This window comes from Streptomyces sp. NBC_01296, from assembly GCF_035984415.1.
Taxonomy (GTDB): Bacteria; Actinomycetota; Actinomycetes; order Streptomycetales; family Streptomycetaceae; genus Streptomyces.
In genome coordinates, this window is record NZ_CP130720.1 from 1712073 (window position 1) to 1737765 (window position 25693).

General features: G+C 73.4%; 24 protein-coding genes and 1 tRNA gene. 7 read left to right on the forward strand and 18 right to left on the reverse strand.

All coding sequences use genetic code 11. The annotated features are described in order from the left end of the window. The first annotated feature begins 95 nt into the window (after positions 1–95). Positions 96–1247 (forward strand): MFS transporter, encoded by a 1152-nt coding sequence (locus OG299_RS08000; RefSeq protein ID WP_327364479.1) that lies wholly within the window; start codon positions 96–98, stop codon positions 1245–1247. A 17-nt stretch (positions 1248–1264) separates the two neighbouring features. Here the strand turns inward: OG299_RS08000 and OG299_RS08005 are convergent, their stop codons facing one another. Beyond that, entirely contained in the window at positions 1265–1819 is a 555-nt protein-coding gene (locus OG299_RS08005; protein ID WP_327361049.1) for a DUF6434 domain-containing protein, read from the reverse strand. Between the two features lie 130 nt (positions 1820–1949). On the opposite strand from OG299_RS08005, the gene OG299_RS08010 reads away from it, so the two are divergent. The 3 genes from OG299_RS08010 to OG299_RS08020 all read left to right on the forward strand — a co-directional run bounded on the left by OG299_RS08010 (position 1950) and on the right by OG299_RS08020 (position 4749). Beyond that, positions 1950–2537, forward strand: a complete 588-nt coding sequence (locus OG299_RS08010; RefSeq protein WP_327361050.1) for a hydrolase — start codon at positions 1950–1952, stop codon at positions 2535–2537. 178 nt (positions 2538–2715) lie between these two features. Then, entirely contained in the window at positions 2716–3627 is a 912-nt protein-coding gene (locus OG299_RS08015; protein WP_327361051.1) for an SAM-dependent methyltransferase, read from the forward strand. 3 nt (positions 3628–3630) lie between these two features. Further along, the gene (locus OG299_RS08020) at positions 3631–4749 is read left to right on the forward strand and encodes a terpene synthase family protein (protein ID WP_327361052.1); all 1119 of its coding nucleotides are present in this window, start codon (positions 3631–3633) and stop codon (positions 4747–4749) included. 2 nt (positions 4750–4751) lie between these two features. Here OG299_RS08020 and OG299_RS08025 read toward each other — a convergent pair whose 3' ends face one another. The 7 genes from OG299_RS08025 to OG299_RS08055 form a co-directional block, all read right to left on the reverse strand. Further along, the gene (locus OG299_RS08025; RefSeq protein WP_327364480.1) at positions 4752–6140 is read right to left on the reverse strand and encodes a cytochrome P450; all 1389 of its coding nucleotides are present in this window, start codon (positions 6138–6140) and stop codon (positions 4752–4754) included. A gap of 5 nt (positions 6141–6145) precedes the next feature. After that, on the reverse strand, positions 6146–6766 hold the full coding sequence (locus OG299_RS08030; protein WP_266635234.1) for a GTP-binding protein: 621 nt from the start codon (positions 6764–6766) through the stop codon (positions 6146–6148). Beyond that, positions 6747–7106, reverse strand: a complete 360-nt coding sequence (locus OG299_RS08035) for a DUF742 domain-containing protein (RefSeq protein WP_266635233.1) — start codon at positions 7104–7106, stop codon at positions 6747–6749. Before OG299_RS08035 ends, OG299_RS08030 begins: the two co-directional genes overlap by 20 nt. Then, entirely contained in the window at positions 7103–7510 is a 408-nt protein-coding gene (locus OG299_RS08040) for a roadblock/LC7 domain-containing protein (RefSeq protein ID WP_053790034.1), read from the reverse strand. Before OG299_RS08040 ends, OG299_RS08035 begins: the two co-directional genes overlap by 4 nt. Further along, on the reverse strand, positions 7507–9162 hold the full coding sequence (locus tag OG299_RS08045) for a sensor histidine kinase (protein ID WP_266635232.1): 1656 nt from the start codon (positions 9160–9162) through the stop codon (positions 7507–7509). Before OG299_RS08045 ends, OG299_RS08040 begins: the two co-directional genes overlap by 4 nt. Before the next feature lie 305 nt (positions 9163–9467). Then, entirely contained in the window at positions 9468–10967 is a 1500-nt protein-coding gene (locus OG299_RS08050) for a long-chain-fatty-acid--CoA ligase (protein ID WP_327361053.1), read from the reverse strand. 26 nt (positions 10968–10993) lie between these two features. After that, positions 10994–12601: a CocE/NonD family hydrolase gene (locus OG299_RS08055; RefSeq protein ID WP_327361054.1), complete on the reverse strand. Its 1608-nt coding sequence runs from the start codon at positions 12599–12601 to the stop codon at positions 10994–10996. Positions 12602–12704: 103 nt separating this feature from the next. Here OG299_RS08055 and OG299_RS08060 point away from each other — a divergent pair, with 103 nt between their 5' ends. Next, a complete protein-coding gene (locus OG299_RS08060; RefSeq protein ID WP_327361055.1) occupies positions 12705–13295 on the forward strand; it encodes a TetR/AcrR family transcriptional regulator in 591 nt (196 codons plus the stop codon). A gap of 155 nt (positions 13296–13450) precedes the next feature. Here OG299_RS08060 and OG299_RS08065 read toward each other — a convergent pair. Then, positions 13451–13524: transfer RNA gene (locus OG299_RS08065), tRNA-Pro, on the reverse strand. Between the two features lie 108 nt (positions 13525–13632). Here OG299_RS08065 and OG299_RS08070 point away from each other — a divergent pair. Beyond that, positions 13633–14184, forward strand: coding sequence for a DUF309 domain-containing protein (locus tag OG299_RS08070; protein ID WP_327361056.1), 552 nt, complete (start codon positions 13633–13635; stop codon positions 14182–14184). Positions 14185–14325: 141 nt separating this feature from the next. Here OG299_RS08070 and OG299_RS08075 read toward each other — a convergent pair whose 3' ends face one another. The 4 genes from OG299_RS08075 to OG299_RS08090 are packed head-to-tail and all read right to left on the reverse strand — an operon-like array spanning position 14326 to position 17609. Then, positions 14326–14715 carry a VOC family protein gene (locus tag OG299_RS08075; RefSeq protein WP_266635155.1) on the reverse strand — a complete coding sequence of 130 codons (390 nt, stop codon included), beginning with the start codon at positions 14713–14715 and terminating at the stop codon, positions 14326–14328. A 5-nt stretch (positions 14716–14720) separates the two neighbouring features. Then, the gene (locus OG299_RS08080) at positions 14721–15359 is read right to left on the reverse strand and encodes a LutC/YkgG family protein (protein ID WP_266635153.1); all 639 of its coding nucleotides are present in this window, start codon (positions 15357–15359) and stop codon (positions 14721–14723) included. Continuing rightward, positions 15356–16840, reverse strand: a complete 1485-nt coding sequence (locus OG299_RS08085; protein ID WP_327361057.1) for a lactate utilization protein B — start codon at positions 16838–16840, stop codon at positions 15356–15358. The genes OG299_RS08080 and OG299_RS08085 overlap by 4 nt, the downstream gene beginning before the upstream one ends. Before the next feature lie 13 nt (positions 16841–16853). Next, on the reverse strand, positions 16854–17609 hold the full coding sequence (locus OG299_RS08090; protein ID WP_327361058.1) for a (Fe-S)-binding protein: 756 nt from the start codon (positions 17607–17609) through the stop codon (positions 16854–16856). An 18-nt stretch (positions 17610–17627) separates the two neighbouring features. On the opposite strand from OG299_RS08090, the gene cobF reads away from it, so the two are divergent. Beyond that, positions 17628–18380, forward strand: coding sequence for a precorrin-6A synthase (deacetylating) (cobF, locus tag OG299_RS08095; RefSeq protein WP_266635149.1), 753 nt, complete (start codon positions 17628–17630; stop codon positions 18378–18380). Positions 18381–18386: 6 nt separating this feature from the next. On the opposite strand, the gene OG299_RS08100 is transcribed toward cobF, so the two are convergent. From OG299_RS08100 to OG299_RS08120, 5 genes are all read right to left on the reverse strand, one after another. After that, a complete protein-coding gene (locus OG299_RS08100) occupies positions 18387–19556 on the reverse strand; it encodes an aminotransferase class V-fold PLP-dependent enzyme (protein WP_327361059.1) in 1170 nt (389 codons plus the stop codon). Positions 19557–19657: 101 nt separating this feature from the next. Then, positions 19658–21328 (reverse strand): glycoside hydrolase family 71 protein, encoded by a 1671-nt coding sequence (locus tag OG299_RS08105; RefSeq protein ID WP_327361060.1) that lies wholly within the window; start codon positions 21326–21328, stop codon positions 19658–19660. 123 nt (positions 21329–21451) lie between these two features. Beyond that, on the reverse strand, positions 21452–22870 hold the full coding sequence (locus tag OG299_RS08110) for a family 2B encapsulin nanocompartment shell protein (protein ID WP_327361061.1): 1419 nt from the start codon (positions 22868–22870) through the stop codon (positions 21452–21454). Further along, on the reverse strand, positions 22867–24141 hold the full coding sequence (locus tag OG299_RS08115; protein WP_327361062.1) for a family 2 encapsulin nanocompartment cargo protein terpene cyclase: 1275 nt from the start codon (positions 24139–24141) through the stop codon (positions 22867–22869). The genes OG299_RS08110 and OG299_RS08115 overlap by 4 nt, the downstream gene beginning before the upstream one ends. Positions 24142–24250: 109 nt before the next feature. Then, the gene (locus OG299_RS08120) at positions 24251–25606 is read right to left on the reverse strand and encodes an NsdA family TPR-like regulatory protein (protein WP_327361063.1); all 1356 of its coding nucleotides are present in this window, start codon (positions 25604–25606) and stop codon (positions 24251–24253) included. Between the last annotated feature and the right edge of the window lie 87 nt (positions 25607–25693).

Here is a 25693-nt window from a genome sequence, read left to right on the forward strand (position 1 = left end):
GAGACAGGGGCGATCCTCGACCGGTGATCCCATCGAAGACCGCTGCAGAGCAGCTCACCGAACCGGACGCAGCTCCGTCCGCACGGCGCCGGCGCATGGCGGCCCGGGCGGCCGGCCATTCCTGCGTGGACGTCTACCAGGGCGCCGTCGCCGCTCTGGTCCCCTTCCTGGTCTCCGAGCGCGCGTACGGCTACGCCGCCGCGTCGGGCATCGTGCTGGCGGCCTCGCTGCTGTCCTCCGTGGTCCAGCCGCTGTTCGGGGCGCTGACCGACCGCCGGCCGATGCCGTGGCTGATCCCGCTGGGCACGGCCGCCGCCGGCCTGGGCATCGCCCTGGTCGGCGCGGACGCCGGCTATCCGGCCACCGTCGCCGCCGTCGCCCTGTCCGGGCTGGGTGTCGCCGCCTACCACCCGGCGGCCGCCCGGCTGGTCCGCACGAGCGCCGGCGGCCCCGGGCACACGGCGATGAGCTGGTTCGCGCTCGGCGGCAACATCGGCTTCGCGTGCGCGCCGCTGCTCGTCGTCGGGGCCCTGTCGGTGCCCGGGCCGGCGGGCTGGGGGCTGCTGGCCCTGCCCGCGGCGCTCGGCGTCGTGCTGAACCTCCCCCGGCGGGCGCCGGACCGGACGGCCGGACCGGCGGCAGTGCAGCCGGCGGCAGACGCGGACGCGGCAGCCGGACCGGAGGACCGCCGGGCGTTCCTGCGGCTCTCCCTCGTGGTGGTGGTCCGGTCCGTCGCGTTCATCGGGCTGAGCACGTTCATCGCCCTGTACGTGCGGGAGCGCGGCGGCGCTGAAACCGCCGGGGCGGTGGCCCTGTTCGCGCTGTTCGCGGGCAGCGCGGCCGGCACCCTGCTCGGCGGCCGGCTGGCCTCCCGATGGGGCCGGGTCACCACCGTCCACCGGGCGTACGCGGCGGCCGCCCCGGCCATCGCGGGCGTGCTCTTCCTTCCGCTGCCCCTGGTGTACGTCTGCGCAGCGCTGGCGGCCGCCGCTCTGTACGTGCCGTTCTCGCTCCAGGTCACGCTGGGCCAGGACTACCTTCCGGCCCGGATGGGCACGGCGAGCGGGGTCACCCTCGGCCTGACGGTCAGCGTGGGCGGTGTGGCGAGCCCCTTCATCGGCGCCGTCGCGGACGCCACCTCCGTGCGGACGGCCCTGCTCCCCCTGGCCGTTCTCCCCCTGCTGGCCTGGGCCCTGGCCCGGCGGCTGCCGGAGCCCGCCACCCCGGAGCCCGCACCGGGCCCCTGAGCGGCGGGTGGCCGGGGTCAGTCCTTCGGGAGGGCTCGGTGGGCCTGCCAGGCGGCCAGGGCCTGCTGCCGGGCGCCCTCCGGGTGGCGGGCGTGCCAGTCGCGCAGGAACCGGTTGAACTCGAACTGGGCGGCGACCTCCTGGGGTTCGGCAGCCCGGGCGCGGGTGCCGTGCCAGTGGGCGACGGCCTCGGCGAGGGTGTGTCCGGCGTGCTGGGCGACGTAGTCCCGCATGTAGGCGTCGAAGTGGAATCCGGGCCCGATCTCCCGGACGAAGTACTCCCGGAGCACCTGGCTGCACCGCTGGCCCTGCGGGATCACGGTGCCGCCGTCGACGGGGGCCGTGAGCTGCCGTTCTGCGCGGTGCGGGGCCCGGACCGGCTCCGGTGGCCGGAGTCCGTCGAGTGCGGCGGCCAGCCGGGCCGTCAGCGCCACCTTGCCGCCCCCGGCGGACAGGCCCATCTCCCGTGCGAGCACGGACAGTTCGGCCAGCGTCCAGTACCAGCGCGTCAGCTCCGCCCCGGTCAGCGCCGGGGTCAGGTCGGGCCGGGACTCCCCTATGTTCGTACTCACGTTCCCATTCTAGGAGCGGGGGTCACCCTGCGGCCGCCACGCCGGTCGGCACGGACCAGGAGGCCGACCAGGCGCGACCCGGGTTTCATGGGCGGGACCCGTGACACCCGGATCCACCGAAGGAGACCCGATGAACGCCGCAGCCGACCGCACCCGCCTGACCCTCGACGGCGGCACCGCCCTGGTCCTCATCGACCTCCAGCAGGGCATCCTGGGGCTGCCCGCCACCAGGCCCGCCGCCGAGATCCTCGCGAACGGCGTCGCCCTCGCCGAGGCGTTCCGCGCCCACAAGCTGCCGGTGGTACTGGTCAGGGTCGCCTGGTCGCCCGACGGTGGAGACCTGCCGACCACCGACGTGGACCGCCCGGGCCCGGCCGCCGCGCCGCCCGCCGCGTTCTCGGAGATCCCGGCCGAGCTCGCCGCCCTCGGCGACGTCGTCGTGACCAAGCGCCACTGGGGCGCCTTCACCGGGACCGAGCTCGACCTCCAGCTGCGCCGCCGCGGCATCCACCGGATCGTCCTGGCCGGCATCTCGACCAGCGTCGGCGTCGAGTCGACCGCGCGCACGGCCTGGGAGCACAGCTATTGCCTGGTCTTCGCCGAGGACGCCACCGCCGACACGGACCCCGCGTCCCACGCCCATTCGTTCGGCAGGATCTTCCCGCGCATCGGCAAGGTCAGCACGACCGCCGAGATCATCTCCGCACTCGACGCCTGACGATATCCGGCCATTCGCGAATGGCTTCATCTGACGTGACATCAAATGGCCTGAATTGATGCCGTTTCAGCTGTGGTTATGCTCATCACCCAAGTGAACGAGGACTTTTATCGATCACTTATGGGCAGAGTGGGGCGGCCGATTGACACCCCCACGCGACCGCAGGACCGGAGAACCGATGGACAGCAACCTTGTCATCCAGACCCCCGCTGGTGGCCAGGACTTCGATGAGAGCCAAGTGCCGCTCTATTACAGCCGCAAGACCGTGGAGATCCTCCACAAGTACGGCCCGGGACCCCGGGTCCACTTCCACATGGGCCTCTTCGTCCCGGGTGCCACACCGAACACCACGGTCGCCCAACGCGTGCTCAAGCGCCGCGTCGTGGAGTCCCAGGAGGCCATCGTCGAGCACGCGGCCCGCAGTTGGGGGGCGTACTCCAATCCCCCCGGCAGCGTCCTCGACATCGGCTGCGGGGTCGGCGGCGGGTCGCTCTACTGGGCCCAGGAGCACGGAGCGACGGTCACCGGGCTCACCGTCGCGGCCGATCACATACCCGTGATCGAGGACTTTGCCCGCCAGGCCGGCGTCGGCGACCGCGTCACCCCCCTCCTGGCCGACGTGCACGCCTTCACCGCCGACCGGAAATACGACGCCGCGTACGCCAACGAGAGCTCGGGCTACATGGACCGCGAGCGACTCTTCCAGGTCGTGGCCGAATCCCTGAAACCCGGCGGCTGGTTCGGGATCCAGGAGCACTTCATCTGCCGGCCCGAGTGGACCGAGTTCATCGACGGCTACTACAAGACGCGCCTCGGCACCCTCACCGAGTACCTCGCCGCCGCCGAGGCGGCCGGTTTTGAACTGGAGCAGGACGAGGACGTCACCGACCGCGTCGCCGAGTTCTGGGTGCAGTCCATGGCCTGGAACACCGCCGAGCTGGACCGCGTGGAGGGCCCCGGCGCCCCGTCCCACTGGTCGCCCGAGCGGCTCCGCGAGTCCGCCATCACGCACGGCAAGCTGTTCCGCATCTGGCGCGACCACGCGCTGGAGACCCGGCTGCTGCTGTTCCGTCTCGGCGGGGGCAGCTGACCTATGGCACCCGCGTACGGCGACAACGCCCGCCCCTCCCGGATCGGCTGGCAACTGCCGCCGTTCTACTGGCCGTTCGAGAGGGGCCTGATCCACCCCAAGGCGGCCGAGCTCGAAGAGCGCTCCATCGCCTGGATCGATGCCTTCGGCCTGTACCCCGACGCCACCGAGCGCGCCTGGGGACTGGCCTCGCGCAGCGCCGACCTCGTCAGCCGGATCGTCCCCTACGGTGACGTGGAGCAGATGCTGCTCTTCGCCCAGTGGTGTTACTGGGCCTTCGCCGCCGACGACTGGCAGGACTCCGGCACCGGCGCGGGGCGCACGGCATCCGTCGTCGACCAGGGTGCCCGCGTCATCCGCGCGCTCGAATCGCCCGGCTCCGGCCTGCTGCCACCGGGGCCGCACACCGCCGCACTGGAGGACCTGGCGGCCCGCACCCGGGTGATGCTCACCCCCTTCCAGCTGCGCCGCTTCACCGAGGGCATACAGGAATGGGTGCTCGGTGCCGCCTCGCAGGCCGCCCACGCCGAGCGGGGCACCATGCCGAGCCTGAACGACTTCGCGGCGACGCGGAGCTGGATCGGCGGGACCCGGTTCCTGCTGACCTGGTGCGAAGCGGCGAGCGGGATCGAAGTACCGGCCGAGGTCCTGTATTCGGCGCCCGTCCAGGCCCTGACCGAGGCCGCCGGGTTCATCGTCGCGTGCGACAACGACCTGTTCTCGTACAACAAGGACGACCACCACGAGCCGCTGGAGCAGAACCTGCTCAACGTGCTTGCCCTGGAGGACGGCTGTACGCCCGCCGAGGCGCTGCCCGCCGCGTACGCGCTGCGGGACCGGTCGGTGACGCTGTTCGTCCGGCTGCGCGAGCAGCTGGCGCAGGGCGCCGACGTGCAGCTCGGGCGGTACCTCGTCGCGCTGGAGCACTGGATCGCGGGGGACACCGAGTACCACGACCGTGCGCCGCGCTACGCCAGTCCGCGCAACCGCAACGCGCTGCCCGTCGAGGGGGCTTCGTACGGCATCACCTGGACCGGCACGCCCAGCGACCCGAGCGTCGAGCCGCTGCCGGTCCCGGCTCTCGCCTGGTGGTGGCAGCAGCTCGACGACTCGTCACGCTGAGGTCAGCCGCGGCCGCGCAGGCGCGCCCACCAGGAGCCCCGGCCCGCCCGCCGCTCCCCCGCAACGGGGGCGGCCGGCGGGGCCGCCGGCGTCGTCCAGGGCGCCTCGGCGGCCGGCCGGCCCGCAGCGGGTACCGGCGTGGAGCCGGTGACGGTGCTGCCGCGCGGGGTGAACCGTACGGGGAGCGCCACCAGGTGACGGGAGAGCAGCGAGGACGTCCACTGGAGCTCGTCCTCGGGAACGGCCAGCTCCAGGTCGGGCAGCCGGGTCAGCAGGGTGTCGATGCCGGTGTCCGCGATGGCCCGGCCGATGTCCTGTCCGGGGCACTCGTGCGGGCCGCTGCTGAAGGCCAGGTGGGAGCGGTTTCCGTGGACGGGCTCCGTCAGATCGGGCCGGATCTCGGGGTCGACGTTGCCCGCCCCCAGCCCCAGCAGCAGCATGTCCCCGGCCTTGATCGGCGTTCCGGCCAGCTCCGTGTCGCCGGTGGCCCAGCGCCCGAGCATGGTCATGAACGGGGGCTCGTCCCACAGGACCTGCTCCAGCGCGTCCGGGAGCGTCATGTGGCCGCCGGACAGGTTCGCGCGGAAGCGCCGGTCGGTGAGCACCATGCGCAGGGTGTTCGCGATCAGGTTGGCGGTCGTCTCGAAGGCCGCGATCAACACCAGCCGCAGGTGCTCCACGGCCTCGTCGTCGCTGAGTCCCGTGGGGTGCTCCACCAGCCAGGTGGTGAAGTCCCTGCCGGGCAGCTCCCGTTTGCGTTCCACGAGCTCGCGCAGGGTGACCGAGACGAACTCGAAGCTGGCGACGGCCGTCTCGGTGCCCTGGATCATGTCGCGGGCGGCCTCGACGAGACGGGGTCCGTAGGACTCCGGCGCCCCGACGAGCTGGGTCATCACCAGCATCGGCAGCGGCTCGGCGAAGTCCTCGACCAGGTCTGCCTTTCCGGACTGGGCGAAGGCGTCGATCAGCAGGTCGGCGAAGCGCTTGACGTACCGCCGGATGCCGCGCCGGTCGAAACGCTCCAGCGACTCGGTGATCGCCCCGCGCAGCCGCTCGTGCTCGACGCCTTCGACCAGGTGGCACGCAGGCTGCCACGCGGTCATCGGCGTCAGGGGGTGGTCGGCGGGAACGTTTCCCTCCTGCTGGTCCCGCCAGTGGCGCGGGTCCCGGGCGAACCGGGACGGGGTGCGCGCCACGTCCAGGTTCTCGCGGTGGCCGAGCACCAGCCAGGCCGGGAGGTCACCCTGGACGAGGACGGGAGCCACCGCGCCGTGCTCGGCGCGCAGCTTCTCGTACAGGCCCATGGGGTCGGCCTCGGCCTCGGGGCCGTAGAGCCGGTGGGCCGGGCAGCCGGGCGGCGGGGCGGCCGGACCCGGCTGGGGGGTGGGGATGGTGCTCACAGTGCCTCCGGGGTCGCGGCGAGGGAGTGCAGGTAGCGCATCAGCGTCATCAGGACGTCGCGGCTGGAGTCGCGCCGCCGGGCGTCACAGAAGACCAGCGGTACGGACGGGGGCAGGTCGAGCGCGGCGCGCAGGTCCTCCAGAGGGTGCTCGGGCGCGTCGGGGAAGGAGTTGACGGCGACCACGAACGGCACACCGCGCTCCTCCAGCCGGCCGAGCACGTCGAAGCTGACCTCCAGCCTGCGGGTGTCGACCAGGACCACCGCGCCGAGCGCGCCCTCGAACAGGCCGCGCCACAGGAACCAGAAGCGCTCCTGGCCGGGCGTGCCGAAGAGGTACAGCACCAGCTCCTCGTTGATGCTGATGCGGCCGAAGTCCATCGCCACGGTGGTGGAGGTCTTGCGTTCCACCCCCGCCGTGTCGTCGACGCCGACCCCGGCCTGGGTCATCGTCTCCTCGGTGGTGAGCGGCCGGATCTCGCTGACCGAGCCGACGAGGGTCGTCTTGCCGACCCCGAAGCCGCCCACGATCACCACCTTGACTGCGGCTGCGGCCGTGGCCGGCAGCGCGTCCTCGCGCCGGGGCGCGGTGGCCCGGTCAGAGCTTTCGAAGTCCATCGATGACTGCCTCAATCAGTGCCAGGTCCGGGAGTTTGGCGGGGGCGACGGGTGGGCGGGAGAGCACGTGTCCGGCGTCGAGCAGGTCACCGAGGAGTACGGTGACCACGCTCACCGGCAGGCCGAGATACGCGGAGATCTCGGCCACCGAGAGCGGCGACTGGCACAGCCGCATGATCGCCGCGTGCTCCGGCTGCATCCCGGGCCTGGGCCCCGACTTGGCGATGATCAGCGTGACGAGGTCGACCTGGGCGGGGACTAACCCGCCACTGCGGCCGCCGGTGATCACGTAGAGCCGCTCGGGAGTGCCGTCCTCCCAGTCGCCGCCGGGGTTGCTCACGCCGGCTGCCCGTCGCGGCGCGGCGGGCTGCTCAGGTGTTCTCCGATCCGGGCGACGAGGTCGCGCATGCGCTGGCCCATCAGGCCGGCGTCGACGCCTTCGTCGGCCAGTACGGCGAGGAAGGCGCCGGCCCCGGCCGCCATCAGGTAGAAGAAGCCGCCGTCCATCTCGATGACGACGAGCCGCATCCGCCCGCTGCTGCCCGGGAGTTCGGAGGCGACGGCGCCGGCGAGGCTCTGCAGTCCGGCGCAGGCGGCGGCGAGCCGGTCCGCGGTGTCGGTCTCCGCCCCGTACTGCGCCATGCGCAGGCCGTCGGCGGAGAGGACGACGACGTGGCGGGTCTGCGGAACGCTCTCGGCCAGGTCCTTGAGCATCCAGTCCATATTGGTCTGCTGCTGGCTCATGGCTGTTCCCCCTTGCTCGCCGAGGCCGGCGAGGCGTCTGTGTTCTGGCTTGCTGCGCCGCTCCGGCTCACGGCGCTCTGACTCGCGGCGCTCTGGCTCTCCCCGGACAGGCCGCCCTGGAAGGCTGCCAGCCACATCCCGGGCTGTACCTCGGGCTGGGGATCGGGCGCGGGCTCGGGCACGGCTCCGTACCCGTATCCGGCGCGCTCCGCGGCCGCCTCGGCCGCCGCCGTGATCCGGTCGCCGGTGGCGATCGGCTCCGGCGCCACGGCGCGGGTCTTGCGGCGGCGCTGCGGCAGGCCGTTCGGGGTCCGCTCGGTCACGGCGGGTACCTCGTCGGCGGCTGCGGGCATCCGGGGGCCGGTGACCGGGCGGGCGGGCGGCTCCGGGCGGGCGGCCGGGACTCCGGCCCCTGCGGTGGCGGCCCCGGTCGTCGCCGCGCCGGCCGGCGGGAGGGCGGCGCGGGGGCCCGAGGCGGTGCCGATGCCGTGGGCGACGCCGGTCGCGGCGGACGCGGTGGTGATCAGCTGCTGCGGGATGACCAGAACGGCCCGTACGCCGCCGTACGCCGACGAGCGCAGCGAGACCTGGAAGTCGTACGCCTGCGACAGCCGGCCGACCACCGCGAGACCCAGGCGCGGGGTCTCCCCGAGGTCGGTGAGGTCGATGCCCTGCTGCGCCTGGCGGAGCATGCGCTCGGCCCGCTTGCGGGCCTCCTCGCTCATGCTCACGCCGCCGTCCTCGATCTCGACGGCGATGCCCGAGTTCACGTCCACGGCGGTCAGATGGACCTTGGTCTGCGGCGGCGAGTAGCGGGTGGCGTTGTCCAGCAGCTCGGCGAGCGCGTGGATGAGCGGTTCGACGGCCGGTCCGATGACGGCGACCTGCGAGACCGAGTGGAGCTCGACGCGCTGGTAGTCGATGATCCGCGACATGGCACCGCGCAGCACGCTGTACAGCGGGACGGCCTTGCTCCACTGGCGGCCGGGCCGCGCCCCGCCGAGCACGGCGATGGAGTCGGCGAGACGGCCGATGAGGGCCGTGCCGTGGTCGAGCCGCAGCAGGTCGCCGAACACGTCCGGGCTGCGGCCGTGGCGGTCCTCCATCTCCCGCAGTTCCTGGGCCTGTTGGTGCACGATGGCCTGGACGCGGCGGGCGATGTTGACGAAGGCGCGCTGCGCGGAGTCGCGCAGGTCCTCCTCGGCGACGACGGCGTCGAGCACCGAGCGCAGCACGGCCTGGTGCGCCGCCCTGAACTCCGGTGTCAGGCCGGGCCCATGGGTCTCGGGCTCCTCCAGGGAGGCGAGCACCTCCTCGGGGAACTCCCCCTTGCGCAGCCGCTCCACGACGTCGGGCAGCAGCTCCTGCGCCAGCCGTACGGTCTCGGCCTGCTGCCGGTGCAGGGCAGCCTCGTGCGCGGCGACCGTCAGCCGCAGCGCGGCCACCGCTTTGCCGCGCCGGGCGGCCTCACCGCAGGAGAGGGCCACGGCCACGAAGGCCACGGCGCCGATCCAGGCGACGGGGGTGCGGGCAGGTGCGGACACCTGCGCCACGGCGATCGCCGCAGCGGCGGCGGTCAGCAGGGCGGGCAGCGCCCATGCGACGGGTGAGGTGGGCCCTGGACTTCCGGGCGACGATCCCACGCGAACCATCAGAACCCTCAAACGATCGAAAGTGAATGATCATATGACAACGGCCCGGAATCTTAGCGTCTATATGCACGGCCCTTGACAGCAGGTCATGATCCGGACGCAGCAAGCGGGTTGACGCTCCGCGATCTGGCCGAAACCTGCAGCCCCGTCGCTCAGGCGACATGCCTCGAGCAGCCCGCGGCATCCCGGTCCGCGCACGCGCCCGCCCCGATCACCCCCCGCCCGAGGCCCCCGACCCGCCACCCAAGGATCGGCCGAATCCCGCCACTGGCGGCCGAGTCGCTCATCGCCCCCTCGCCATGCGGCTAGGGGGTGTCCGGGGGGACGGCGATCTCCCGCTTGAGGATCTTGCCGGTCGGCCCCTTGGGGAGCGCATCGGCGAGCCTGACGACCCGCGGGTACTTGTAGGCGGCCACCTCCGCCTTCACGTGGTCGCGGATCTCCTCGGCGGTGGTGTGCGCCCCGGGCCTGAGGACCACCACTGCGGCGACCTCCTCCCCCAGCACCGCGTCCGGCACGCCGACGACGGCGGCTTCGGCGACCGCCGGGTGCGCGTACAGGACCTCCTCGACCTCGCGCGGGTACACGTTGTAGCCTCCGCGGATGATCAGGTCCTTCTTCCGGTCGACGATGAAGTGGTAGCCGTCCTCGTCGACCCGGGCGAGGTCGCCGGTGTGGAACCAGCCGTCGCGGATCGCCTCCGCGGTGGCACTCGGCCTGTTGTGGTAACCGGCCATCACGTTCTCGCCGCGGATCGCGATCTCGGCGACCTCGCCGGGCCCGGCCGTCGTCCCGTCCTCCCTGACCAGCCGCAGCTCGACGCCGCGGACGGGCAGGCCGATCGAACCGGGCTTGCGCGGGCGGTCCGGCGGGTTGAAGGTGGCCACCGGAGACGTCTCGGACAGGCCGTAGCCCTCCAGCACGTCGACGCCGAAGCGGCTCTCGAAGCCGTGCAGCACCTCGACCGGTAGCGACGCGCCGCCGGCGACGGCCAGGCGCAGGCGGGGGGCGTCGAAGCCCTCGGGAAGCTCGGCGTGCAGGAGCGCCGCGTACATCGTCGGGACGCCGAGCAGAACGGTGACGGCGTCCCTGCGGATGGTCTCCAGCGCCGCCGCCGGATCGAAGCGGGTGAGGAGGGTCAGCGTGGCCCCCGCGGCCACGGCCGTGTTGAGGGCGCAGGTCTGGCCGAAGGCATGGAACAGCGGCAGTCCGCCGAAGAGCACGTCGTCGGGGCGAATATGGAACAGCGTCTGCACGGCGGTGGCGGCGTTGCCGAGGAGGTTGCGGTGCGTCAGTTCGGCGCCCTTCGGCGTGCCGGTGGTGCCTGAGGTGTAGAGGATCACCGCGAGGTCGCTGTCCTTCGCCTCGGCGACGCCGGGCAGCGGTACGGCGGCGTCCAGCAGCGCGTCGAAGCCGGCCGGCTCGACGACCAGGCAGTCGGCTTCGGTGTCGGCGGCCGCCTCGGCGGCCTCGGCCGCCGACATCGGCGAGGTCAGCACCGTCCGGGCGCCGCAGTCGCGCAGGGCGAAGGCGATCTCGCGGGCCTTGAGCAGCGGGTTCAGCGGCACGACCACGGCGCCCGCGCGGAGGATGCCGTAGTAGGCGACGGGGAAGTGCGGCACGTTGGGCATGATGACGGCCACCCGGTCGCCCGGGCGGACGCCGCGGGTCTGCAGCAGCGCGGCGGTCCGCGCGCTCAGGTCGTCCAGTCGGGCGTAGGTCAGCGCGGTGGTCTCGTGGCGTACTGCGATCCGGTCCCCGTGGGCCGATGCGGAGGCCGTCAGCAGGGTGGCGAGATTGGTCATGGCGGTTCCTCGGGTGGGAGCTGTGGTCAGCTGATGACGGGCAGGACGAGGTACGAGGCGTGGTCGGCGTCGTGGTGGACGGCGTCACGGCCCACCTGGTGGCCGTAGTAGTGGTGGAACAGGCCGTCGGCGACCGCGGAGTCGCCGTTGGCGATCTCCAGGCGGATGCGGCTGCCCTTGGGGAACAGGTAGGAGGTCGGCCAGACCTCGATCTCGTAGCGGACGACGGCGCCCGGCTCGATCGGCTGGGGCGGACGGGTGCGGTGGGAGGCCTTCAACCAGCCGCGGGTGACCATCGCGGAGGGCGGCGGCACATTCTTGGCGACCTTGCGCATCAGGGTCGCCTTGAGCCTCGGAACGGCCTTCTGCTCGGAGATTTTGACGTGGAAGTCGGTGTCGGTCCGGTCGGATTCCGCGTACAGCACGAGGGTGATCTTCCCGGTGACCTCGGTGTCCTGTTCCAGGGGCGGGGTGGTGAAGGTGAGGATGCCGCGGGTGGGCTGCGGGATGCCGTCGGCGACGACGGTGGTGCCCACCGTCCACTCGGGGTGGGGGTAGTCGTACGCGGTCGGCTGCCCGGCCGGATGGGTGGGCGGGTGGGTGGGCGGGGTGGTGGTGAGGCTGCCGTCGTTCAGTGACCGGACGGCGCGTGCGGGTTCGGGGTGCAGGTAGAATTTGGTCGGCACGGCCCGCCGGGGCGGCCATTCGCTTTCCTCCCGCGGCCCGCGCCCGGAGTTGGCGACCTGGATACGGACCGGCGGCTGGTCCATGACACCGTTGTCGACGCCCTTGAGCCAGTGGTCGTACCAGGGGCGGACGTACGCGTCGAGGAACTCGGTCCGGTGGTAGCGCTCTTGGCTGTCGGTGCCGGCGAGCACGAGCAGGCGCTTGTCGGAGCGCGTGAGCCTCTCGTGGCCGTCGAGCTGACCGCGCAGGTGCAGGCCGACGCTGTACCACCAGGCGATGTTGAGCACCGGGACGTCGATGTCCTCCACCTTCACCGCCCGCTGCTCCCACCAGTCGTCGGCGACGGGCCGGTCGAGGGTCATGCCGATGATGTCGGCGGTGACGCCGCCGGGCCGGGGCGGGACGCCACCACCGATCGCGGCGCCGGCGCGGACCAGGTCGGTCGACCAGGAGTTGAGGAACCCCATGGAGTAGATCCCGCCGTGGTAGACCGCGTCCTGATAGAGGTTCGTGAACCCGTTGTAGATCAGCGCACAGGTGAGGTGCGGCGGGCGCTGCGCCGCGGCCAGCCACTGGTTCAGGCTGTACGCGCTCTCGCCGATCATCGAGATCTTCCCGGTCGACCAGGACCGGGAGGCGATCCATTCGATGGTGTCGTGGAAGTCGCGCTGCTCGGCGGGCCCGAACAGCTCGAACTCCCCCTCGGACCTCCCGGTGCCGCGCTGGTCGCCGATCACGACCGCGTAGCCGTGGCCGGTCCAGTAGTCCATCGGGCCGGTCTCGATGAACCGGAACATCGGCACGGCCGGCAGGTGGAGCAGGTCCTTCTGGTACGGCGCCACCGCGTACAGCGCCGGGAACGGGCCGTCCCCGTCGGGCAGGTACACATCGGCGCAGATGCGGACACCGTCGGACACCGTGATCCACTCATCCTTGATCGTACGCATGGCCAGCCTCCCAATTTCCTCACGCGCTGAAACTAATTTCAACGTATGCTGAAACTACGGCGGACGGCAAGGCGTCCCGACCCGTTGCGGAAGGTGATCGGTCATGGCAGGGCGAGGCCCCAAGGGAGAACGCGGAGAGCAGGCGGACAGGATCGTCGCCGCCGCCCGCAGAGCCTTCGCCACCCGCGGCTACGCCGCGACCTCACTCCGGTCGGTCGCCCAGGAGGCCGACGTGGACCCCGGTCTGGTGACCTACTACTTCCGCACCAAGACCACGCTGCTGGAAGCGGTCATGCAGCCGCCCGAGGCGTTCGGCGCGGCCGTGACCGCCGCTGCCGAACAACCGCTGCCGCTGCGGGGGCGCGCGTTCGTGCAGGCCAATCTGCGCCTGTGGGAAGACCCGGTCTCCGCCGAGATCCTGCGGTCCGTCATCCTCACCGCCGCCCAGGAACCCGCCGCCATGCAGCGCCTGCGGCAGTTGTTCTCCGAACTCGTCCTGGCCGTCGTCTCCCACAGCCTGCCCGACGCCGAACGCACCCTGCGGGCCAGCCTGATCGCCACCCAGATGGTCGGCCTGGCCATGAACCGGTACATCTGGCAGGTCGGCGACATCGCCGCCCTCCCCGCCGATACCGTCACCGACCTCCTGGCCCCCACCATCCAGCGCTACCTCGCCGACCCCCTGCCGACGTAGCGGCGGCACCGGCTTCACGCCCCGCGGGAGTTCGGGCGACTACCCGGCGCACAACGGGCCGGACCGGTCGCATCAGGCCACGCACAACACGATGGCCCGCACTTGGCAGGGCCAAGTGCGGGCCATCGTGAGAAGTTCTCATATCCGACTTTATGTCGGGACGACAGGATTTGAACCTGCGACCCCTTGACCCCCAGTCAAGTGCGCTACCAAGCTGCGCCACGTCCCGTTGTGCTGTTGATCTGGGGTTTCCCCCGTCCCTGCGGCACATGCAGAACATTACCCCACGTAGAGGGGTGCGCATGCACGGGTTTCCGGCGGGAGGGAGGATGGCCGCGTGAACGGACGGGATCGGGACGGTGAGGGGCGGGCGCGGAGCGCGCGGCCCCGGGACGGGCTGGGGCGACCGCTGCCCTACGGGGAGCCGGGGGTGGAGCGGCAGCCCGAGGGGGTCGTGCGGACGCCCGCCGAGACACTGGCCGAGGCGCAGCGGCTGCTGGACGCGGGGATGCCGTTCCACGCGCACGAGGTGTTCGAGGACGCCTGGAAGTCCGGCCCGCCGGCCGAGGCCGCGCTGTGGCGGGCTCTCGCGCAGCTGGCGGTCGGCCTCACGCACGCCGCCCGCGGGAACGCCGTCGGCGGCGCCCGCCTGTTGCGCCGCGGGGCCACCGCCCTGGCCGGGCCCGACGCGGGGGACGGGGCGGGGGACGGGGCGGGGGACGGGGCGGGCGGAAGCGCCGGGGCTCGGGAGCCCTACGGGATCGATGTGCCGGGGCTGGTCCGCTGGGCCCGGGGGTTGGCCGGGCGGGTGGAGGCCGGGGCGGTGGTCGACGCGGCGGCCGAGGCTCCGCGCCTCGCCTCCCGGCCAAATCAGCCGAACCCCGCCTGACCTCGGGCGGGCCGGTGCCGGCCGATGCGGCCGACCGGGGCAGCGGGCGCGCGCCAGGGCTCCGACCGGGGGCCGGGGGGCGGCGGCCGACCGTCGGCCCAGGCCCCGGAGGCGGCCGATGCGGGTGGTCGCGGCAGTGGGCTACGCGGGCTCGAGGAGGTCCCAGCGGTTGCCGTAGAGGTCTTCGAAGACGGCCACCGAGCCGTACGCCTCGTGGCGCGGCTCCTCCAGGAAGCGGACGCCCTCCGCGGTCATCCGGGTGTGGTCCCGGGCGAAGTCGTCGGTGTACAGGAAGAAGCCGACCCGGCCGCCCGTCTGGTCCCCGACCCGGGAGCGCTGGGCCTCGTCCTTGGCGCGGGCCAGCAGCAGAGCCGCCTCGGTGGCGCCGTCGGGGCGGACCACGACCCAGCGGGAGCCGTCGGGGCGTGCGGTGTCCTCGACGAGGGTGAAGCCGAGGGCGCGGGTGTAGAAGTCGATGGCCTCGTCGTAGTCGCGGACGACGAGGGCGGTGAGCGCGATGTATGCGGGCATGGCACTCATTCTGCTGGTCCGGTCAGCAGGACCACCTCCAGGGTGCGCGGGCCGTGCACGCCCTCCACCCGGTCGAGCTCGATGTCGCTGGTGGCGGAGGGGCCGGAGATCCAGGTCAGCGGCCGCGTCGGGTCCAGCAGGGGCAGCGCCTGCGGGACCGAGTCCACCACCTGGTCCGGAACCCGGACCACGCAGATGTGGTGGTCCGGGATCAGGGTGATGCGGCGCCGGCCCTGCCCGGGGCCGCCGTCGAGGACGATCGTGCCGGTCTCGGCGATCGCGAGGGCGCAGCCGGTCACCACGCTGTCCACCGCGTCCAGTTCGTACAGGGTGGAGGCGGCGCGGTCGTGGACGCGGGTGGCGTCGGCCCCCGCGAGCCAGTTCGGGGGCAGGCCGGGCGGGACGAGCACCGTCCGCGCGCCCCGCTCGGCCAGCAGGCGCATCAGGAGCGGCGCGAGCCCGTCCTCGTCCGTGCGGTGCACCTTGGCGCGGTACTCGGACAGGTGGGCGGCGAGGAGGTCCGCCGTCTCGGCCGGGGTGCGGGTGCCGTGGACCGGGAGGTAGTCCCGCGGGATGGCGGGGTCGGGTGCGCCGTCCGCCACCGCCCGGCGGATCCGGCCCAGGATGCGGTCCCTGCTGCTCATGCCCGGCCTCCCCGCTCGCGGGCCCACCAGTCGCGAAACGGCTGCGGCGGGGGCTCCGGGAGGTCCCGGGTATCCGTCCATGCCCGGCCGGGGCCCGGCAGGCGGCGGGGCCGCAGTCTGCGGGCCCTGGCCAGGAGGCGTTCCCCCGCGCGCAGCGCGCCCGGGTGGTCCAGGAGCAGCCGGGCGGCCCGCATCGCGGCCCGCTCGGCGGTGTGGCCGTGCGCGGGGCGGATCCGGACGCGGATGCCCTCGCGGGTCACCGGGCCGCCCTGGGCCACCCGTTCGCGCAGGTGGACGAGGACCTCGGGGATGTCGATCGCGACCGGGCAGACCTCGTAGCAGGCCCCGCACAGGGTGGATGCGTAGGGCAGCGAGGCGTCGATCTCACTGCCCGTACCCCGCAGTTGGGGGCTGAGGATGGCGCCGATCGGGCCGGGGTAGACCGAGCCGTAGGCGTGGCCGCCGGCGCGCTCGTACACCGGGCAGACGTTCAGGCAGGCGGAGCAGCGGATGCAGCGCAGGGCCTGGCGGCCCACCGCGTCGGCGAGGGTGTCGGTGCGGCCGTTGTCGAGGAGGACGAGGTGGAAGGCGGAGGGTCCGTCGCCGTCAGCCCCCCTCGAAGGGCCCAGCCCGGTCCACATCGTCGTGTACGGGTTCATCCGCTCGGCCGTGGACGAGCGCGGCAGCGTCTGGAGGAAGATCTCCAGGTCCCGGAAGGTCGGCACGACCTTCTCGATGCCCACCACCGAGATCAGGGTCTCGGGCAGGGTCAGGCACATGCGGCCGTTGCCCTCGGATTCGAAGACGACCATCGTGCCCGTCTCGGCGACCATGAAGTTGGCGCCGCAGACCCCGACCTTCGCGCGCAGGAACTTCTCGCGCAGGTGCAGGCGCGCCGCCTCGGCGAGCTCGCGCGGGTCGTCGCCGAGCCCGTCCGGCGCCGGGAGGCCCCAACTCCCCATCTCCGCCTCGAAGATGTCCCGGATCTCGGCCCGGTTGCGGTGGATGGCCGGGACCAGGATGTGCGAGGGGCGGTCGTGGCCGAGCTGGACGATGAGCTCGGCCAGGTCCGTCTCGTACGCGGCGATCCCGGCGGCCTCGAGGGCCTCGTTGAGGCCGATCTCCTGGGTGGCCATGGACTTGACCTTGACCACCTCCCGGTGGCCCGTGGCCAGCACCAGCCCGGTCACGATCCGGTTGGCCTCGTCGGCGTCGGCCGCCCAGTGGACGGTGCCGCCCGCTGCCGTCACGGACTCCTCCAGCCGGAGCAGGTAGCGGTCCAGGTGGCGCAGCGTGTGGTCCTTGACGGCCTTGCCCGCCGCGCGCAGCCGGTCCCAGTCGGCCAGCTCGGCGACGGCCCGGGCCCGTTTGTCGCGGATGGTGTGGGTGGCGCGGCGGAGGTTGGCGCGCAGCGCCCCGTCCCCGACGGCCTCGCGCGCCGCCTCCGGGAACGCCGGCATGCCCATGAACGTGCCCGTCATCCGAACGCCCCCTTCATCGCAGCGGTTCCTCCTCCGTCGAGGCCAGGATCTCGGCGAGGTGCAGGGCCCGCATCGCCTCTCCCCTGCGGCGCAGGATCCCGCCGAGGTGGGCCAGGCAGGAGTTGTCGGCCCCGCACAGGACGTCCGCGCCCGTCCCCACCGCACTGTCGATCTTGTCGGTGCCCATCGCCGCGGACACGTCCGGGTTCTTGACGGCGAAGGTGCCGCCGAAGCCGCAGCACTCCTCGGCGCCGGGCAGCTCGACCAGGTCCAGGCCCTTGACGGCGGCGAGCAGCCGCCGCGGCCGGTCCCCCAGCCCGAGCCCCCGCAAGCCGTGACAAGAGGGGTGATAGGTGACGGTGTGCGGGAAGTACGCGCCCACATCGGTCACCCCGAGTACGTCCACCAGGAACTCGGTCAGCTCGTGGACGCGCGGTACGAGGTCCCCGGTCAGCGCCGCCAGCCCGGAGCCCCGCCCCTCCTGCTCCGCCAGGCGGGCGATGCGCGGGTAGTGGGCGCGGACCATCGCGGCGCAGGAACCCGACGGGGTGACCACGTACGGGTACCCCGCGAAGGCCTCGGCGGTGCGCCGCAGCAGCGGTTCGCTCTCGCGCCGGTAGCCGGTGTTGTACTGCGGCTGGCCGCAGCAGCTCTGGGCCGCCGGGAAGTCCACGTCGACGCCGAGCCGCTCCAGCAGGCGTACGACGGCGATGCCGGTCCGGGGGTACAGCGCGTCGTTGACGCAGGTGACGAACAGGGCGGCACGCATGACGGGCAGAATAGCGGCGTGAAGAAGTTCTCAGTGATCGGCATAGGCGCGGGCGACCCGGACCACCTGACCCTCCAGGCGGTCAGGGCGATCGGCGCGGCGGACGCATTCCTCATCCTGGAGAAGGGCGAGGAGAAGGCGGATCTGACCGGGCTGCGGCGCGCGATGCTCGACGAGCACGCCCGCCCCGGCCACCGGCTCGTGGAGGGCCGCGACCCGGACCGGGACCGGACCCCGGACCGGTACGCGCCGACGGTGGACGGCTGGCGCAGTGCGCGGGCCGAGATCTTCGAGCGGTTCATCGCCGAGGACCTGGCGGACGGCGAGACCGGGGCGTTCCTGGTCTGGGGCGACCCCTCGCTGTACGACTCCACGCTCGCCATCCTGGACGAGGTGCTGGAGCGGGGGCGGGTGGCGTTCGAGCACGAGGTGGTGCCCGGCATCAGCAGCATCTCCTCGCTGCTGGCCCGGCACCGGACCAACCTGAACCGGGTCGGCCGGCCCGTCCAGATCACCACCGGGCGGCGCCTCGCCGAGGGCTGGCCGCAGGACGTGGACGACGTGGTGGTGATGCTGGACGCGCGGCACGCCTTCACCGCCCACCTCGACCAGGACCTCTTCATCTACTGGGGCGCCTACGTCGGCACCCCGGACGAGATCCTGGTCTCGGGGAAGCTGGCGGAGGTCGCCGGCCGGATCGAGGAGCTCCGGACCGAGGCCCGCGCCCGCAAGGGCTGGATCATGGACACGTACCTGCTCCGGCGCGGCTGAGCCCCGTCATCCCACGTAGCCGGGGAGTACGGCGGCGAGGCGCTCGTACTCCTCGGGCCGGTTGTAGACCTGCCCGCAGACGCGGATGCCGCCGCCGCCCGGCCAGGGCCAGACCAGCACCCGGATGCCCTGCTCCGCCGCGATCCGCTCGCGCAGGGCGCGGGCGGCCTCCGGGGTCTCGGCGGTGCCGGGCGGCAGCCGCAGGGAGCGCATCGCGAGGCCCTCGGTGTACGGGAGCGGGGTGAGCCCGGGGATCTCGCCGAGCAGGGCCGCGCCGTGGGCGGCGAGGGCGCTGTTGTGGGCCCGTACCTTCGCGGCGTCGAGCCGGTCGAGGAGGTCCAGGCCCTCGGGGGCGGCGAGCCATCCGGTGTAGTCGGCGGTGGCGCGGTTCTCGACGGAGCGGGGGAACCCGTCCGCGTCCTCCCAGGAGGGCACCAGCGCCCGGACCCGGCCGCGGTGTGCGGGGGCGACGGCGAGGACGGCGCTGCCGGAGGGGGCGTACCCCCATTTGTGCAGGTTGCCGAACCAGAAGTCGGCGCCCCCGGCGAGCGGGTCCGCGACCATGCCGGGGACGTGCGCCCCGTCGACGATGGTGGTGACCCCGCGGGCGGCCAGGTCGGCGAGCAGCCGGGGCGAGGCGATGAGCCGGGCGGTGGGCGAGCTGATGTGGTCGAGCAGCGCCACCTTGGTACGGGGCGTCAGCCCGGCCAGCACGGTCTCGCGTACGGCTTCCTCGTCGGGCAAGTACGGGTCCAGCGCGACGGTGTTGACCCGCGCGCGGCGGGCGGCGGCCGCGACGACCGTGCCGTAGCCGTGGTCGGTGACCAGGATCTCGTCACCGTCGGCGAACGGGACGGCGTCGAGGGCGAGGTTGGCGCCCTCGGTGGCGTTGGCGATGAAGGCCATGCCGTCGGGGTCGGCGCCGAAGTGCCGTGCGACACGGGCGCGGGCCCCGGCGATCCGGTCCGCGGCGCCGATGAAGAAGGCGTCCGGATCGGCGTGCAGCTCCGCCCGGAGCGCGGCCTGGGCCTCCTGCACGGGGAGCGGTACGGCGCCGAAGGACCCGTGGTTGAGGTGGGCGACCTCCGGATCCAGCCGGAACAGCCCGGGTCCCGCGGGGAACACGGCGGGGGCGGCAGGACGCAACGGAGCGGCGGGGGCGGTCGGGTCGGTCACGGGTCCTCCGAGGGGTGGTGTGCGGTTGCCCGGATGATGCGGGCCGCGCCGGACGGCCCGGAAGGGCCAATGCGGCCGAGGTGGCCGGTACCCGCCCCGTTCTAGTCGCGCCCGCTGGTGACGGCGTAATACTGCAGGTCCTGGACCTGGACCGTGCGGTCCGCCGCGTAGGGCAGTTTCACCTCCGTGCCGGGCTTGCCGTCGCGGACCACCACCGCCGAGCTGGTGCCCGGGCGCAGCGGCAGCAGTGCGCAGTGGATGCCCGCCGGGGCCTCGTACTCGTCCTGGGCCGTGCCCACCGCCGTACGGACGGTCGCCGGGGCCGTCAGGAAGCTGAGCACCTCCACCGAGTCGCGCGGCGCCGCGCTGCCCTTGCGCAGGGACATCACGAGCGACTGGGCGCCGGTGGGGTCGGCCGCGGCGAACTGGGTGCGGGCCGAGACGTACAGGGTGTCGCGGACGATCTTCGGCCAGCTGCCCGTCTTGAACTTGGTCAGGTAGTACGAGGAAAGGTCCAGGTACGCGTACCCGTTGTGCAGGGAGGGCGCGAACTGGCTGCCCTCCGAGTAGTCGTTCCAGGTGGTGAGCTGCACCCAGTCGGCGCCGTCGTCGATGGCGTGCGTCCAGGTGGAGCGCAGGGTGGCGGTGTTGCCGGCCTCGTCGTAGATGCCCTGGTTGGGGCGGGCGTCCTGGACCGACACGGGCTGCATCCAGATCTTGCCCATGCCGTGGGCCCGCTGCACGTCGCGGGTGGCGCTCTCCTGGCCGACGTAGCTGCGGCTGCCCCACTCGGAGAAGCCGTGGCTGATCGGCGCGAACCGCGCGCTGTTGGCGTCGAAGTCGAGGAACGTCGGGACGAAGGCGGTGCGGATGCCGTGCCGGGTCCCCAGGAGGTCGAGGAACTGCGTCCACCAGGCGACGTCCTTCGCCTCCGCCTTGAAGGGGGAGACGACGAGCCGGCCGTCGCCGAGGCGGTGCGCGGCGGGGGCCTTGCCGAGGGCGGCGACGGCGTCGGCGAGCACGCCGGGGTCGTCGGTGTTCAGCGAGGTCATGTCCGGCATCAGCATGATCTTGAACGCGGGGTCGACCGCATGGGCGGCCTCCATCAGGAGGTGGGCGCGGTCCCGGTTCGGCCCGGACAGGGAGAGCATGTCGAGCGTGAACCCGTCGAGGCCGGCGGCGCGGGCGGTGCGCACCTCCTGTTCGAGGTTGGCGCGTTCCCAGTTGCCCTCCTTGGGCCGGACGGGCAGCGGCCGGTCGCGCAGCAGGCCGCCGTACCGCTCGTGCTTGCCGTTCTCCCCGCCCGGGTTCAGGTAGTTGCGGGTGTAGTAGTCGGCGTCGGCGCTCGCGTTGTCCAGCGAGAGCGGGTACGGGGTGAAGTAGTGCGCGAAGACCAGCTTCCTGCCCGCGCCGCCGCTGCGCAGGGCGGCCGGCCCGGGCAGGTCGAAGGGCAGGGCTCCGGCAGGCCGTTGGCCGCCGGCGTCCCCCGCACCGGCGGCGCTGCCCGGGCCCTCTCCGCCCGGGCTCCCGCCGGGGGCGGGCGAGGCCGGAGCGGTGGGGCTCGGGGCGGGGCCCCCGGAGCTCGTTTCGGGGCCTGCGGACCAGGGCGTGCCGATTGCGGCGGCGGAGGCCCCCTCCTGGCCGGAGGCCCGCGCGAACGGGTCCCAGGCGATGCCGGCGGCGGCGCAGACGCCGACGAGGAGGAGGGCGGCGGCCGGCAGGGTCAGCAGCGGCCGGCCCCGGAACCTCCGGCGGCGGCGGTGCGAACTCATCGTGGATGCCCTCCCCTGCGCTGTGTCCCGGATGCGGGACGTGCACAGCAGTAGAGCCGATCGGCGGCTTCCGGACAACCGTTCGCAGGGGCGCGCACCAACCGGCGCCGGGCCGGGCGGAGGTCAGGAGCGGGCGGCCGCGACGTTCACGTTCTCCAGGACCCCGAGGGCGTCGGGGACGAGAACGGCCGTCGAGTAGTAGGCGCTGACCAGGTAGGACATGATCGAGCGCTGGTCGATGCCCATGTAGCGGACGTTCAGGCCGGGTTCGTACTCCTCGGGGATCGCGGTCGGGCGCAGGCCGATGACGCCCTCGTGCTCCTCGCCGGTCCGCAGCGCGAGGATCGAGCTGGTGTGACCGCCGACGATCGGGATCTTGCCGCAGGGCAGCAGCGGGATCCCGCGCCAGGCGGGTACCGACTTGCCCTGTACCTCGGCGTTTTCGGGGACGAGCCCGCGCTTGTTGCACTCGCGGAAGAAGGCGGCGATGGCCTTGGGGTGGGCCAGCAGCACCTTGGTGCCGCGGCGCATGGTGACCAGCTCGTCGAGGTCGTCGGGGGTGGGCGGCCCGGACCAGGTGTTGATGCGCTGCTCGTACACGGCGTTGTGCAGCAGCCCGAACTCCCGGTTGTTGACGAGCTCCCACTCCTGGCGCTCGCGCAACGCCTCGACGGTCAGGCGCAGTTGCTGCTCGAACTGGTCCATCGGCTCGTTGTAGAGGTCGGCGACGCGGGTGTGGATCTGCAGGACGGTCTGGGCGAGGGAGAGTTCGTACTCGCGCGGGCTGAGGTCGTAGTCGACGAAGGTGCCGGGCAGCAGGGTCTCGCCCGCGTGGCCGGAGGCGAGCTCGATGTCGGCCTCGCCGCGCCGGTTGACCGGGCGGCGGCCGTTCTCCACGTACTGTCCGAGGTGGGCGCGCAGGGCGGCGGAGCGCTCCAGGACCTCCTGGAAGGCGCGCCAGCGCAGCACCATCACGGCGGCGGCGGTGGCGGCCCGCACGGAGTAGTCCCAGCGCGGTTCGGGCCGGCCGAGGGCGTCGTCGCCCAGCTGGTCGCCGTCGGCGACGACGCCGAGGACGTCCGGCGCGCCGTACTTGCCCCGGGCGCGCTTCTCGAGGCGGCCGTGGGCGATGACGAAGACCTCCTCGACGGGGGCCCCTTCCTCGACCAGGGTGTCGCCGGCGCGCAGGTCCCGTTTGACGAAGCGCACGGCGAGGTCCTCGAGGACCTCCTGGTCCTGGAAGCCCTTGAGGGTGGGGAGTTCGCCCAGGGTGGGGGCGAGGATCCGCACGTCGTCGGCGCCGGTCTGCACGAAGGAGACCCGGCCGCGGCCCACGGCGTGGCTCAGGCGCCGGTTGACGCGGTAGGTGCCCGCGCCGACGTTCACCCAGGGCAGTACGCGCAGCAGCCAGCGGGAGCTGATGCCCTGCATCTGGGGGACGGACTTGGTGGTGGTCGCGAGGTTGCGGGCGGCCGCGGTGCTGAGGGCGGCCTGCCGGGCCGCCTCTTCGGCCTCGGGGGTGGGGGCTTCGGGGGTGGTCATGCCGGGGTCCCTCCGTGCGTCGGGCCGTGCTCCGGGCCTTGCTCCGGGCCTTGCGTCGAGCCGTGCTCCGGGCTGCCGTCCCGGGCCGGGGCCCGGCCCGCGGGGTGGTAGCGGGCGGTGGTGCGGTGCCATTCCAGATTTCCGCCGAGCCAGGCCCATACGTCGGCCAGGAAGCGGATCAGCGGCGGGAACCCGGCCGCGGCGAGCAGCGCCGACTCCTCCTCGAAGGCGTGCACGAGCTCGTCGTGGAGCTCGGCGGAGCGGCGCACCGCCTCGGCCCGCGAGCAGCCCTCCTCGGCCTCGATCAGCGCGGGCAGGTTGTAGTTGACGGCTGCGCTCTCGTCCTCGCGGTGCATGGAGTAGAGGTCGTTGACGATGACGCTGGCGGAGGCGGCCTTGAGGACGGCGCCCCGCACGCGCGGGTCGGCGTACGCCTCGACCGGGAGCTCGTAGCCGCCCGCCGGATCGAGCATCACCATGGCGGGGAGGAAGCTGTTGTCCTGGCGGACGGCGAGGAACTCCCAGACGGGCGGGGTGCGACCGGAGACCCGCCAGCCGGCCTCGGCGGTGTAGCCGCAGAAGAGCGCGGCCATCTCGTGCCGGTAGCGGGTGAGCTGGGAGCGGGTGGCGTACCGGGACAGGTGCTCGGTGCCGGAGCGCAGCGCGACGAGGACCGGGTCGGCACGCATGGCCTGCTCCAGCAGGGGCGCGTAGCGGGCGGGCAGATGGGCCGGGTCGATGGCGGCCAGGGCCTGGGACAGGTGCGTGGCGATCTGCAGCGGGACGGCGCCGGCGCTCTCGTCGTCGCAGTAGTAGTCGTCGGTGGCCCACTGGGCGAGGGTGCACTTGGCGGGGGCGAGCAGCCGGTCCGGGTCCTCGACGTGGGCGTAGGTGAGCATGGTGTACCGGCCGAGCGAGAGCGCCCGTACCTCGTCCAGCCGGCCGGCGTAGATCCCGGTCTCCTCGGCCCAGGCGACGAGCCGGTCCTCCACCGCCTCCGCGAGGGCCGGATCGTCGCGCTGCGGGGGCGGGCAGTACAGCTCGGGGACGGCGGGGTTCCCCCGGGACCGCCCGGGCGCCGCGGGGGCCGGTACGGCCGCAGGGGCCGGCGCGGGGACGGCGGCCGGGGCCGGGAGCGGGGGCGGGAGGGCGGGACGGATGCGCAGGGTGCTGGTGCCCGGTCCGCCGGGACCCCCGCGGAGCCGGGCCAGCAGCGCGGCGCGGGCCGGAACGGGAGGGGCGGGGTCGGCAGCGGGCGGATGCTTCTGCATGGCATGACAGTGCGATGCGGTCCCGGCGCACGGGTAGCCGCCCCTGCACCGGCCCTGTTGAAAATCCCGCGCAGTTGAAGCTCTGAACGGATGTACGACAACACACCCCCTACGTCCCGGCCGCCACCCGCTCCAGCAGCGGCCGTACGACCCCGCTCGCGCGGACCGCCCGCAGCCGCCCCCGCATCCGGCGCAGCGCGTCCGTCACCCGGGCCGACTCCAGCTGCGGTACGACGTCCAGCACCTCGTGCCAGGCGGCGCAGGCCCGCTCCAGATGCCCCTGGCCCAGGTGGAGTTCGGCGAGCCGGGCCGCCGTGACCGCCCGCGCCCGCCGCTCCGCCGCCGGCCGGTGGCGCAGCGAGGCCCCGAGCGCGGCGATGGCACCCCGGCCGTCGCCCAGCGCGGCCAGCGCCTCCGCCTGCTGGTGGCACAGCGCAGCCTGGTGGTAGTCGCCGATCGGCGCGCTCTGCCCCGCCGAGCGGTCCAGCAGCCGCTGCGCGCCCGCCAGATGGGAGACCGCTGCCCGCCGGTCCCCACAGGCGGCCTCCGCCACGGCCAGCTGCCCGGTGACGAACGCCGCCTGGAGCGTGGGCAGCCGCCCCGCCTCCCGCGCGGCCGCCTCCGCGAGCTCCAGCGCCTGCGTGCGGTGGCCGAGGTGGTGGGCCTGCACGCTCATCGCCCGCAGCACGGGCGCGTGGCACTGCGGATCTCCGGCCTCCCGGCCCAGCCGCAGCGCCGCCCGGTAGTAGGCCTGGGCCACTCCGTGCTGGTTGCTGTCGAAGCACAGGAAGCCTGCGGTGTAGGCCAGTCGGGACGTGGCGCCGAGCAGCCGGTGGCGTACGGAGGGCGGCGCGTCGGCGCGCAGCCACGGGGCGACGGTGGTGGCGAGGTACGCGGTCAGGGCGGGCCGGGCGAGCCCGCTGCCGAACATCATGTCGGCGTTGCGGAAGACCGGGAGCACCGCCTCGGCGGCCCGTACGTGGTCCTGCCCGATCCGTACCCCGGCCCGCGGGCCGGCCTGCCCCGGTTGGTCCGGCTGCTGCTCCTCCGGGGGCCGCCACGCGGAGGAGTAGACCGGGATCTCGCCCAGCGCACCCACCCCGAAGTCCGGCCCGCAGTCGGGCAGTTGCGCCCCGGCCAGGGCGGCTGCGGCGAGGACGTCCGCGTCGTGTGCCCCGCCGCCGGGGCGGTCGCGCGCCCTCGCCCCGGCGGGCCGGGCGAGCCCGGTGTCGGCGGCGGCGATCCGGCGGCCGGTGCGCCGGCTCAGCGCCTCGGCGGCGAGGTCGACGACGTGGGCGGGCGGCCTGGTGCCCGCGAGCCAGTGGGAGACGGACGTCCGGTCGTAGCTGAGGGTGAGGCCGGCCTCGGCTGCGATGCCGTTGACGGCCCGTGCGAAGTCCTGCCCGCTCCAGCGGGCTTCGATGAGGAGGGTGCGCAGTCGTCCGTTGGGGTCACGCTTCGCCATCCAGAACCGCCCAACTCGTACGTGTGTCCAGCGCTTCAACACGGTCGGAGATTCAACAGGGTGGGACAGGGACCCGTGTACCGGGTG

Coding starts and splice junctions, on each gene's coding strand:
- OG299_RS08000 (WP_327364479.1), top strand. CDS start 96: ATGGCGGCCCGGGCGGCCGGCCATTCCTGCGTGGACGTCTACCAGGGC.
- OG299_RS08010 (WP_327361050.1), top strand. CDS start 1,950: ATGAACGCCGCAGCCGACCGCACCCGCCTGACCCTCGACGGCGGCACC.
- OG299_RS08015 (WP_327361051.1), top strand. CDS start 2,716: ATGGACAGCAACCTTGTCATCCAGACCCCCGCTGGTGGCCAGGACTTC.
- OG299_RS08020 (WP_327361052.1), top strand. CDS start 3,631: ATGGCACCCGCGTACGGCGACAACGCCCGCCCCTCCCGGATCGGCTGG.
- OG299_RS08030 (WP_266635234.1), bottom strand. CDS start 6,766: ATGGACTTCGAAAGCTCTGACCGGGCCACCGCGCCCCGGCGCGAGGAC.
- OG299_RS08040 (WP_053790034.1), bottom strand. CDS start 7,510: ATGAGCCAGCAGCAGACCAATATGGACTGGATGCTCAAGGACCTGGCC.
- OG299_RS08045 (WP_266635232.1), bottom strand. CDS start 9,162: ATGGTTCGCGTGGGATCGTCGCCCGGAAGTCCAGGGCCCACCTCACCC.
- OG299_RS08050 (WP_327361053.1), bottom strand. CDS start 10,967: ATGACCAATCTCGCCACCCTGCTGACGGCCTCCGCATCGGCCCACGGG.
- OG299_RS08055 (WP_327361054.1), bottom strand. CDS start 12,601: ATGCGTACGATCAAGGATGAGTGGATCACGGTGTCCGACGGTGTCCGC.
- OG299_RS08060 (WP_327361055.1), top strand. CDS start 12,705: ATGGCAGGGCGAGGCCCCAAGGGAGAACGCGGAGAGCAGGCGGACAGG.
- OG299_RS08075 (WP_266635155.1), bottom strand. CDS start 14,715: ATGCCCGCATACATCGCGCTCACCGCCCTCGTCGTCCGCGACTACGAC.
- OG299_RS08080 (WP_266635153.1), bottom strand. CDS start 15,359: ATGAGCAGCAGGGACCGCATCCTGGGCCGGATCCGCCGGGCGGTGGCG.
- OG299_RS08085 (WP_327361057.1), bottom strand. CDS start 16,840: ATGACGGGCACGTTCATGGGCATGCCGGCGTTCCCGGAGGCGGCGCGC.
- OG299_RS08090 (WP_327361058.1), bottom strand. CDS start 17,609: ATGCGTGCCGCCCTGTTCGTCACCTGCGTCAACGACGCGCTGTACCCC.
- OG299_RS08105 (WP_327361060.1), bottom strand. CDS start 21,328: ATGAGTTCGCACCGCCGCCGCCGGAGGTTCCGGGGCCGGCCGCTGCTG.
- OG299_RS08110 (WP_327361061.1), bottom strand. CDS start 22,870: ATGACCACCCCCGAAGCCCCCACCCCCGAGGCCGAAGAGGCGGCCCGG.
- OG299_RS08115 (WP_327361062.1), bottom strand. CDS start 24,141: ATGCAGAAGCATCCGCCCGCTGCCGACCCCGCCCCTCCCGTTCCGGCC.
- OG299_RS08120 (WP_327361063.1), bottom strand. CDS start 25,606: ATGGCGAAGCGTGACCCCAACGGACGACTGCGCACCCTCCTCATCGAA.